The organism is Streptobacillus felis (assembly GCF_001559775.1).
In the GTDB taxonomy this organism is placed as follows: domain Bacteria; phylum Fusobacteriota; class Fusobacteriia; order Fusobacteriales; family Leptotrichiaceae; genus Streptobacillus; species Streptobacillus felis.
Genome location: NZ_LOHX01000180.1, coordinates 1 through 11,339 on the forward strand (window position 1 = coordinate 1; position 11,339 = coordinate 11,339).

The 11,339-nt window shown below is 29.6% G+C and carries 11 protein-coding genes; all 11 read right to left on the reverse strand.

What is annotated here, in order from left to right; all coding sequences use genetic code 11:
- Window positions 1-474 precede the first annotated feature (474 nt).
- Window positions 475-1,308 (reverse strand): carbohydrate ABC transporter permease, encoded by an 834-nt coding sequence (locus AYC60_RS03495; protein ID WP_067321359.1) that lies wholly within the window; start codon window positions 1,306-1,308, stop codon window positions 475-477.
- A gap of 17 nt (window positions 1,309-1,325) precedes the next feature.
- Entirely contained in the window at window positions 1,326-2,219 is an 894-nt protein-coding gene (locus AYC60_RS03500) for a carbohydrate ABC transporter permease (RefSeq protein WP_067321362.1), read from the reverse strand.
- Window positions 2,220-2,280: 61 nt separating this feature from the next.
- Window positions 2,281-3,588 carry an ABC transporter substrate-binding protein gene (locus AYC60_RS03505; protein ID WP_067321365.1) on the reverse strand — a complete coding sequence of 436 codons (1,308 nt, stop codon included), beginning with the start codon at window positions 3,586-3,588 and terminating at the stop codon, window positions 2,281-2,283.
- A gap of 26 nt (window positions 3,589-3,614) precedes the next feature.
- A complete protein-coding gene (locus AYC60_RS03510) occupies window positions 3,615-4,544 on the reverse strand; it encodes a dihydrodipicolinate synthase family protein (RefSeq protein ID WP_067321368.1) in 930 nt (309 codons plus the stop codon).
- The gene (locus tag AYC60_RS03515; protein ID WP_067321371.1) at window positions 4,541-5,392 is read right to left on the reverse strand and encodes an ROK family protein; all 852 of its coding nucleotides are present in this window, start codon (window positions 5,390-5,392) and stop codon (window positions 4,541-4,543) included. Before AYC60_RS03515 ends, AYC60_RS03510 begins: the two co-directional genes overlap by 4 nt.
- The gene (locus AYC60_RS03520) at window positions 5,389-6,087 is read right to left on the reverse strand and encodes an N-acetylmannosamine-6-phosphate 2-epimerase (RefSeq protein ID WP_067321374.1); all 699 of its coding nucleotides are present in this window, start codon (window positions 6,085-6,087) and stop codon (window positions 5,389-5,391) included. Before AYC60_RS03520 ends, AYC60_RS03515 begins: the two co-directional genes overlap by 4 nt.
- Window positions 6,088-6,096: 9 nt before the next feature.
- Window positions 6,097-6,912: a MurR/RpiR family transcriptional regulator gene (locus AYC60_RS03525; protein ID WP_067321376.1), complete on the reverse strand. Its 816-nt coding sequence runs from the start codon at window positions 6,910-6,912 to the stop codon at window positions 6,097-6,099.
- Window positions 6,909-7,844 (reverse strand): kelch repeat-containing protein, encoded by a 936-nt coding sequence (locus AYC60_RS03530; protein WP_067321379.1) that lies wholly within the window; start codon window positions 7,842-7,844, stop codon window positions 6,909-6,911. The genes AYC60_RS03525 and AYC60_RS03530 overlap by 4 nt, the downstream gene beginning before the upstream one ends.
- A 195-nt stretch (window positions 7,845-8,039) precedes the next feature.
- A complete protein-coding gene (adhE, locus tag AYC60_RS03535; protein WP_067321382.1) occupies window positions 8,040-10,658 on the reverse strand; it encodes a bifunctional acetaldehyde-CoA/alcohol dehydrogenase in 2,619 nt (872 codons plus the stop codon).
- A gap of 138 nt (window positions 10,659-10,796) precedes the next feature.
- Entirely contained in the window at window positions 10,797-11,162 is a 366-nt protein-coding gene (locus tag AYC60_RS03540; protein WP_067321384.1) for a Rid family detoxifying hydrolase, read from the reverse strand.
- A gap of 61 nt (window positions 11,163-11,223) precedes the next feature.
- On the reverse strand, window positions 11,224-11,339 hold a 116-nt coding region (locus tag AYC60_RS08300; RefSeq protein ID WP_156299820.1), incomplete at its 5' end, for an EF-Tu C-terminal domain-related protein.

The window sequence follows — 11,339 nt, forward strand, 5'->3', positions numbered from 1 at the left end:
TTCATAAATTCTATAACCCTAATGGCCTATTATTCAAATAGGTAATTTTGTGCTACTTGAATATATAAAGTGCATTCTTTTTATATCATTATAATTATTCAATTATTTGAATTAATAAAAATATACACACTTTATTAGAGTTCTAATTTCCTATAGAATAAAAAACACCATAAACACTTCCTAACAATATTGATATTGAAATTTTTTGTTTATGGTGTATTATTTACCTATATTTTCTTAATAAATATATAATTAAATTTAAAAGTGCGCTTGTAACTACCGTAGGCATGTAATTAAAATACATTGCATATGTTCTATCTTGATATGGTATTATAAATAACATTATAACTGCAACCATATTTATAATTAAAGGTGGTAAATATAGCTTATTTGTAACCTTATTTAAGATAAAAGTAATAAGCAATGAACCTAGAATATATAATTTACTATAATACAACCATAATAATATAATCATTATCCTTTAACTGCTCCCATAGTAACACCTTGAGTAAAGTAACTTTGGAACATTAAGAATACTAATATCATAGGCATAGAAGCAAGTGCTGCTCCAGCCATTAATAATCCATAGTTTAATGAAAACTCTGCTTGTTGTGCCATAGATGCAACTCCAAGTGGTAATGTTTTCATTACTTCACTATTTGTAAATATTAATTGTGAGAAATAATCATTCCAGCTTGCAATAAATGTAAATATAGCAAGTGCTCCAACCCCTGGTTTAACTATAGGTAAAACTATAGATAAGAATGTTTTAAATTCTCCACAACCATCTATTTTTGCTGATTCTAATAATTCATTTGGTACTGAATGTGAAAATTGTTTCATTAAGAATACCCCAAATGGCCATCCTACAGCTGGTAAGATTAAAGCTTGATATGTATCTATCCATCCTAATTCAGTAATGAATTTTAATAAAGGTATTAATATTACTTGTTTAGGTAATGCCATAGCTGCAACAAATACTATAAATATAATATTTACACCTGGGAAATCTTTTTTTGCTAATGCATATCCTGCAAGAGTTGCTGTAACACAAACTAATATAGTAGTCATAGATGATACAAATACTGAGTTAAAGAACCATCTTGCAGTATTATTTACCAATAATTGTCTATAATTTGCAAGTGTTGGTGATACTGGTAACCATTGTGGCGGAATACTTATTGCAACATCTTGTAATTTAAATGATCCTGTTAATATCCAATAAAATGGAAATAAAAAGAATAATGCAAATGCAATTAATATTATAATTGATATTACACCTAAAGGTGTTGTTTTTCTAACTTCCATAATTTCTCCTAACCTAATTAATCTACATCATGTGATAAGAATTTAAATTGTAATACTGAAATTATTCCTATAATAATTGCAAGTAATACACCCATCGCTGATGATACACCAAATCTAGTTTCTACAATTGCTTTTTGGTAAACTAAATACATTATTGTTGATGTTGAATAATTTGGTCCACCTGCTGTTAATAATTGTATTAAAGCAAATATTTGGAAACTGTTAATTGTTGTAACAACAACTATATATAAAGTTGTTGGTTTAATCATTGGCCATATTATTTTTCTAAAACATTGTGAATCCGTAGCACCATCAATTTTTGATGCCTCTATTAAATCTTTAGGAACATTTCCTAAAGCTGCTACATATAGAATTATAGGTTGACCAACACTAGTAGTAATCAGTATCGCTATAATCGCATATATAGCCGTTCTAGGATTACCAAGCCAATCTATATTGTTATTTGTAATATGTGTACTATTTAAAATATAGTTTAAAATTCCATATTTTGGATGATATATCCAATTCCAAACAACAGTAACTGAAACTACTGATGATATAGCTGGTATATAAAATATACCTCTAAAAATTGATCTTACTAATGCACTTTTTTCATAAATATTTATAGCAACAAATATTGAAAATGCTACTACTATAGGTACTGCTATTAGTGTAATTAATACTGTATTTGCTGTTGATTTAATAAATACACTATCACTAAATAAATCTATATAATGTTTTAGTCCTACAAATGATGTATTACGTCCTCTGAATCTAAACAATGATAAATAAACACCTTTTGCCATAGGATATAAAACGAATGTTGTAAAAAATACCATTACAGGTAAAATAAATATATATGCACTATAATCTATTTTTTTAAAGTTTATTTTTTTAATAGAATTAAACATCTATTACACCTCTCCTTATATAAAAGGGGTAGAGAAGTTCTACCCCTTCTATTATTTATTACTATTTTGCGTCTTCAATTGTTTTATTTGCATCTTCAGCAAATTTATCTAATGCTTCTTTAGCACTTACTTGTCCGTTTAATACTGATTGTACCATGTTGAACCATAATGGTCTCATTTGAGCATAACCATCTATAGTGTTGTAGTAAGGACCAAAGTTTCCACTTTGTTCTTCTAAGAATTTAGATTCAGCATCATCACCGTAGATTCCACCTTTACCAACTGGTGAGAAGTTTCTAGTTGCTTTAAGTGCTCTTTCTCCCCATACTGGATCGTTAGCTATGAAGTCAACGAATTTTTTAGCAGCTTCAGCTCTTGCAGCATCTTCATTATCAAATATTGCAGCTCCTGCTAATAAGAATTCAAATTTAGCTTGTCCACTTTCATTAGGGAAAGCAACGAATACTGGATCTAATTTACCTGCAGCTACAGCTTCTTGGTCAGCTTTAACACCTTTTAATCCTGGTGAGTAAAGAATTGTCCCTGCTGCATTTCCACTTCTAAATGCTTCTAAAGCATCTTTAGCTTCTGCAGAAACTCCTTGTCCTAATAATCCTTTATCATAAGCTTGTTTAATCCATTCTAAACCTTTAACTCCGTTTTCATCGTTAATAGTATATTTGCTTACTTCTTTATCTGTAATCCATGAATCAAATAAGTTAGAAACGAAAGCTCTTGGACCTTGGTCTCCTGCTTGTGATTTAGTATAGAATAAGATAGGATCTATGCTAGGTTCTTTTTCTTTAATAGCTGTTAATAATGCTTCAAATTCTGCTACTGTCCAGTTTCTTCCTGGTTTGTTTAATGGTAACATATCAGTTAATCCTAATTTATCTGTAATAACTTTATTGAAAGCCATAACAAATGGAGTAGTTCCTAATGGATATAAGTATAATTTTCCATCATAGCTTGCAGCTGAAACCATAGAAGGTGAATAAACTGAAGTATCTGCTTCAAATGGAACTAAATATCCTTTTTTAGCCCAATCTATTACTCTTCCTGGAGCATCTATAACAACGTCAGGAGTTGATTTAGATTGAATAGCTGTTTCAAGTTTAGCTGGTCCATCTGTAAAGTCGATTTTTTGATATTCAACTTTGATTCCTGGGTTAGCTTCTTCGAAAGCTTTAATTAATGCAGCATCGAATTCTTCTGGTGTTTGGAATTCAGGATCTGCTGTAAAGTTAGGGAAAGACCAATATTTAATTGTTACAGGTCCTTCTGTTTTTGCTTCTTCTTTTGCACCGCATGAAAATGCTGTAAGTGCTAATGCAGCTGTAGCTGCTAACATTTTAAATTTTTTGTTCATAATTTCCTCCAATATATAATGTTTTTTTATTTACAATATTTGTTAATTAATTCTGCAATTTTTGCATCAAGTTTTTTAGCAAGTTCTATATCTTTTTCTTCTACTACTGGTAACATAGGTCCTCTAGGTTGTCCAGTTTCTATACCTCTTAAATGTAATATATATTTAGCAACTCCATATAAAGATGGTCCGCTTAATAATCCTTTGATTACTTCGTTTACTTCATTTTGTAATTCTCTAGATTTGTCAAATTCTTTATTTTCCATATATTCATTTAATTTAATAAATAACTCAGGCATTACTCCATAAGTTCCACCTATTCCACCATCTGCACCTATCATACGACCTGCAATAAATTGTTCATCTGGACCATTAAATACAATAAATTCTCCATTTTTAACTTTTGATCCAATGTATTTAAATTGTTGTAATTCAAATGTAGATTCTGAAGAACATTTAATTCCTATTACTTTTTCTTTTGCAGCCATTTCCTCTAATAAAGAAATTGGTAAATTAAATCTTGTAGTTTGCGGAATATGGTAAATAATAAATGGTAAATCAGTAGCATCTATCATAGCTTCCCAATGAGCTTTTATGGCTTTTGGTGAGAATCCATAATATACACAAGGTATAGATGAAACTGCATCTACTCCACATTCTTTTGCATGTTTAGCAAGTCTTACTGATTCTGGAGTAGAATTAGCACCTATATGTGCAATAATTACTAATTTATCTTTAGCTACTTCCATAACAGCTTCAAGAACTGCTTTTCTTTCTTCTTCACTTTGAAGTACTCCTTCACCTGAAGATCCTCCAACATAAAGTCCTTTTACACCTTTTTCGATGTAATATTTTGTAAGTTCTTTTGCTCTTTCAGTTGAAATGTTCCCGCTTTCATCATAAGTAGAATACATTGCAACGAAAATTCCTTTAAATTTGTCTAAATTGTAACTCATTTCATTTCCTTTCTTGTAATACTATATATTCCATAAATTCCTGCTGAATTTTTTAAGTTAGCTAATCTAACATTACTTTTAAATTGCTTTCCTATTATTCTTTTTTCTAAAACTTCAAGTATTTTATCTTCTAAATATTTTCCTTGGGCAGTAATTCCACCACCTATTACTAAGTTATCTGGATTTATCATGTAAATTATATTTAATATACCTGTACATAAATTATATACTAATTTATCTATAGCCTCTATACACAACTCATCTCCGTTTTTAGCGTTTTCAAATATATATTTACCATCTACTTTTTTACTTAATCTTTCACTTACATAATTAGTTAAAAAAGTTGCTGAGGCATAATCTTGAAAATATCCATCATTAAGCGGCATATAACCTATTTCTCCTGCAGTCATTGACGCTCCACTAAATACCTTACCATCAAGTATTAATGAACCACCTACCCCAGTTCCTATAGTAAGCATAAACATAGATCCACTATAATCACTGTATGAATATTCTCCAAAAGCTGCCGAATTTACATCATTTTCTACAAAAGTTTGTATGTTATATTTTTTTTCTATTATTTTTTTAAACTTAGTGCCTGCATATTTAGGAATGGTAGGTCCTGAAAAAATTACTTCTCCTTTTTTTGAATCTACAACCCCTGCTGTTGATATACCAACTGCATCTGCATCTTTATGTTCTTCAACAATTTTCAATATATCCTCTAAGATATGATTATCATCTTTTGTAACTCTTGTATCTATAGATTTAACATCTAAATTATTAATATCATTTACTATTGCATATTTAATATTAGTACCACCAATATCAAAACACACTATTTTCATTTTAATCCCATTCCCTCAACAAATCTTGTTGCTATTTCTAATGGTCTTGTAATTGCTCCACCTACTACTACTGCATGTGCTCCTAATTCTAACATCTTTTTAGCAGATTCAGGTGTATGTACTCTTCCTTCTGCAATTACAGGTATTTTAACACTTTTAACTAAATTTTCAATTAATCTATAATCAGGTCCTTTTTCAGTAGTTACTGTATATGGAGTATATCCACTAAGTGTAGTACCTACCATATCAACTCCAGCTTTTTCAGCATTTATTCCTTCTTCTAAATTAGAAATATCTGCCATTAATAAAACATTTGGATATTTATTTTTTATTGCAGATATAAACTCATTGATTGTTCTTCCATCTGGTCTTCCTCTTAAAGTACAATCTAATGCTATAATATCAGTCCCAGCTTCAACCAAAGCATCTATTTCATTCATAGTAACTGTAATGTGTTGAGGAAATCCTTCATATTGTTTTTTAATTATTCCAATAATAGGTACATCTACTACTTTTTTAATTTCTGTAACATCAAGTACTCCATTAGTTCTAATACCTTTAGCTCCAGCTTTAATTGCAGCCTTTGCCATTAAAGGCATTATAGTCCCTTCCTCAAGATGTAGAGGTTCACCAGGAAGAGCCTGGCAAGACACTATTAATTGTCCTTTTAATTTTTCTATTAACTGATTACTCACGCTTTCCTCCTATTTATTTTTATTGGCTATTGCTTCAGCCATACTTTGTCTTATTAATTTTGCTTTTTTACTGTTTCTTAATGCATAACCTGTTGCTAATACATCTATAATATATAGTTGTGATATTTTCGATACTAAAGTCCCTCCATCTAATAAAGTCTCTTTTCCTGAACTTAGTATAACTATATCTGACATCTTAGCTATAGGCGATACTATATAGTTAGTTATCGCTATTATTTTACATCCTCTTTCTTTTGCTATAGTTAAAGGATATATTAAATCTATAGTTTCACCTGACAAACTGATTACAACTATTACATCTTTTTCAGTTGTTGTAGATGCATACATAACTTGGAAATGTCCATCACTTACACTATGACCTATCTTACCAAATCTCATAAACCTATTTTGAAATTCTAAAGCTGCAACACCAGAAGCTCCCATTCCAAAAACATAGAATTTTTGTGCTTCCTCTATAACTTTAATTGCTTCTTCTACGTCATCCTTATTAATTAAAGCCTTAGTATTTTTTATAGTGTCTAATATATTATATTCAATATTTTCTATATAATCTTCTTTTGTATGTTCATCCTGTATCTTTGATATTTCCCTAGCTACTTCTAATTTAAAATCTATAAATCCTTTAAATCCAATTTTTTTAACAAACCTTACTATAGTTGCTTCAGAAACATTTATTCTTTTAGTTATTTCATGTAAAGGCATGAAACAAATTGCATCTCTTTCTTTAATAACAAAGTTAGCTACCTTTATTTCTTGTTTACTAAAAGAAGGATAAAACGATTCTATCAATGTTATATATTTCATATTAATTCTCCCACTAACACCTGAGGTGTTCTATGACCTGGTTTCATCTCACCATTAATTAAATATACTTTATTATCTATTTTTAACATACTTGATCCACAAGTTGCATTTAATATATTACCTTGAGATAGTACTATAAATTTATCTTCCTCAGTATTATATATATATACTTTAGTATTCCAATTAAAATTTTCACGTTTTTTACTGAAATATTCTTTTTTGTATTCTATATTCCCTAAACTTTTCACTGCTACGTCAAATATTTCTTTATTGCAGCCTCCTGTTATTAAAAAGTTATTTTCATCTATTTTACAAGAGGCTGCTCCAGTTAAGCATGTAGGAGTGTCAGAAATTTTCCTCCACTCATTTTTATTTATTTCATATATATATGAATCTAAACAACAAATATTTGAGGCACCACTAAATAAATAAATCTTACCATTTGATATAAAGCTTACAGATTGCTCTCTAACTTCACCAATAAACTTAGCAAGCTCCTTTATTTCTAGACTTTTCAAATCAAACTCATATACATATTCTTTTCCAAAATAAATCTTTTCGTTATATATACCTCCAAAACCACCTATAATTTCAAAACCTAAATCAAATATTTCTTTTTCTATTATAGTAGTTCCATCTAAAGTATATTCATATATTTTAGTATTACCTGCTCCAGATATCAAATATATTTTATCTAAATAAGAAATTACTATTGATCTATCTGGCTTAATAATACCTTTTTGTTTAGAAACTAAATTAAATTCTAAATCATATAGATACATATCATCATATACTTTTCTAGTTCCATAAGGTGGTGTTCCATCAGGAAAATTAGATCCACCATATACTAAAATATATTCATTTATTCTACTTGCTAACATAGATGTCAGCCCTAATTCATGTCCTATATTCTTAAAAAATTTAAACTCCATTTCAATCACCTACTACATTATACCTCAATTTTTCAAAAATGCAAAAAAAAATGAAAAAAAATTTCACTATTATTTTACAAACCTAGAAGAAACCCTTTATTTACGTTATTTTTTTCAATTATATATTTTTTTAATAATTGAAAATTTTTGTGTTAAAATAAAAATACTCGTGTCAAACACGAGTATTTCTAATTACTATTTAGAATTTTTCATTTTTAAATATTCTTCTCTACCATAGTAAGATTTTAAGTAAATTTCTTTTAATTCAGAAATTAGTGGGTATCTAGGGTTAGCAGGTGTACATTGATCATCAAATGCATCTACTGATAACTCATCCACTGCTTCTAAGAAGTCTTTTTCAGGTATTCCCCAATCTCTAATTGTTTTTGGTATACCAATTTTTTCTTTTAAGTCTTCTACTCCAGCAACTAATGCTTCTACTTTTTCTTCTTTAGTTTGTCCTGGTTTAGATAATCCTAAGAAGTCAGCTACTTTTGCATAACGATTAACTGCATCTGGATATCTATATTGAGGGAATACTCCCATCTTAGTTGGTGCATCTTCAGCATTAAATCTAATTACTTCAGATATAACTAATGCATTTGCTATACCATGTGGTACATGGAATTTTCCTCCTAATTTATGTGCTAATGAGTGGTTAATTCCTAAGAATGCATTTGCAAATGCCATACCAGCTATACATGATGCATTAGCCATTTTTTCTTTTGCTTTAACAGCTTTAGAACCTAAAGCAACTGATTCTGGTAAATATTTCATAACTATTTTCATAGCTTCTAATGAATATGGTTTAGTATATTCTGTAGCTAGTACTGAAACATATGATTCAATAGCATGTGTAAATACGTCTATACCTGATGCTACTGTTAATCCTTTAGGCATTGTTAACATTAATTCAGGATCATTTATTGCTACATCTGGAGTTAATTCGTAATCAGCTAATGGATATTTAATTCCAGTTTCATCATCTGTAATAACTGAGAATGGAGTTACTTCTGAACCAGTTCCAGCAGAAGTCGCAACAGCTACGAACTTAGCTTTAATACCCATTTTAGGGAATGCAAATATTCTCTTACGTATATCCATGAATCTCATTGCTAAATCTTTAAATCTAATATTAGGATATTCATATAATACCCACATGATTTTAGCAGCATCCATTGCAGATCCTCCACCTAATGCTATAATAACATCTGGTTGGTATTCTCTCATTGCTTCAGCCCCTGCCATAGTTGAGCTTAATGTAGGGTCAACTCCAACATTAGAGAATATTCTAAAATCAATTCCTATTTTTTCTAATACTCTTGTAACATGGTTAGTATATCCAAGTTCTGCTAAAGTATTATCTGTAACTATGAATGCTTTTTTATGATTATCATCTTTTAATTCTTCTAAGGCTATAGGCAATGAACCATATTTAAAGTAGATTTTTTCTGGTACTTTAAACCATAACATATTTTCCCTTCTTTCTGCTACTGTCTTAACGTTTAATAAATGTTTAACTCCTACGTTTTCTGAAACAGAGTTTCCTCCCCATGATCCACAACCAAGTGTTAATGATGGTTCTAATTTAAAGTTAAATACGTCTCCTATTGCTCCAAGTGATGCTGGCATGTTAACAAGTGTTCTTCCTGTTTTCATTTCTCTACCAAATCTATCAATTTTATCTACTTCAGCTTCGTTTATATATATACATGAAGTATGTCCTAATCCTCCAAGTTCTATTAAAGCTTTAGCTATAGTCATTTGTTCTTCAAATCCTTTTGCTTTATACATAGCTAAGATTGGAGATAATTTTTCATGAGCAAAAGCTTCTTTTTCAGAGTAATCTTTAACTTCTCCTATTAATACTCTAATATTTTCAGGTACTTTTAATCCTGCCATAGTAGCTATAGTGTATGCACTTTGTCCAACTATATCAGCATTTAATGAACCTTCTTTAAACATTACATCTCTAACTTTTTGAATTTCATCTTTTTTAAGAACATAAGCTCCTCTTGCAACGAATTCTTTTTTAATTTCATCATATTTTGATTCAGGTAATATTAATGCTTGTTCAGAAGCACAAATTACCCCATTATCAAATGTTTTTGATAATAATATGTAGTTTGCAGTCATCTTAATATCTGCTGTTTCATCTATAATAACTGGAGTATTTCCTGCTCCAACCCCTATAGCTGGTGTTCCTGATGAATAAGCACTCTTAACCATTCCAGGTCCTCCAGTAGCTAATATTAAGTCAACACTTGACATTAATTCTCTAGATAATTCCATGCTTGGTTCATCTATCCAAGAAATAATATTGTCAGGTGCACCATATTTTTTAGCAACTTCTAATGCAAGTTTAGCTGCATATATAGTTGAGTTTTTAGCTCTTGGGTGTGGAGATATTATTATTGCATTTCTTGTTTTTAATGCAAGTAATATTTTAAATACCGCTGTTGATGTAGGGTTAGTTGTAGGTATAACCCCTGCAATAACTCCTATAGGAGTAGCGATTTTTTTAATACCATAAGATTTATCTTCTTCTAATATTCCACAAGTTTTTTCATCTTTATACTTGTTGTAAATATATTCTGATGCAAAGTGGTTTTTAATAACCTTATCTTCTATTAATCCCATACCTGTTTCTTCAACAGCCATAGTTGCTAGAATAATTCTTTGATCATTAATAGTTTGAGCAACTTTTCTAAAAATTTTGTCAACTTGCTCTTGTGTAAATGAAGCATATTTTTCTTGTGCTTCTCTAACGTTTTTCATCATTTCTTTTAAACTCTTGATGTCTTTAACTACCATTTTTACCTCCAGTGATATTCACTTTAAACCATAATGGTTTAATATGTATCATTATACCTTATAAATCAAAAAAAATCAAGATATATTTTTCACTTTTTTATAAAAAAAAAGTCTAGACAAAATCTAGACCTATATTTATTATTTCTTAAAATATGCTATTGCTTCAATTTCTACTAAACCACCCTTAGGTAATTTACCAACTTCAAAAGCTGATCTTGCTGGGAATGGTTCTTCAAAGTATGTTGCATATACTTCATTAACTGAAACGAAATCATTGATATCATCTAGTAACACCATAGTTTTTACTATATCTTTTGTAGTTAATCCATTTATTTCTAAAATTGCTTTTAAATTTTCTAAAGATTGTTTAGCTTGTTCAGCTGCTGTAGTTCCTTCTATAACATTAGTTTCAGGGTTAATCCCTAATTGCCCTGAAATATATAAGAAATCTCCAGCTACATAATATGCAGAATAAGGTCCTACTGCGTTTGGTATTTTTTTCATATTCTCTCCTTTAGTTTAAAAATAGCTTACCGAAGTAAGCTATTTTTATATTTTTAAATTATTATTCAGCTATTTCAGCAACTACTCCTGATGCTACTGTTCTTCCACCTTCTCTGATTGAGAATCTTAATCCTGTTTCAATCGCGATTGGGTGTATTAATTCTACTGATACTGAAA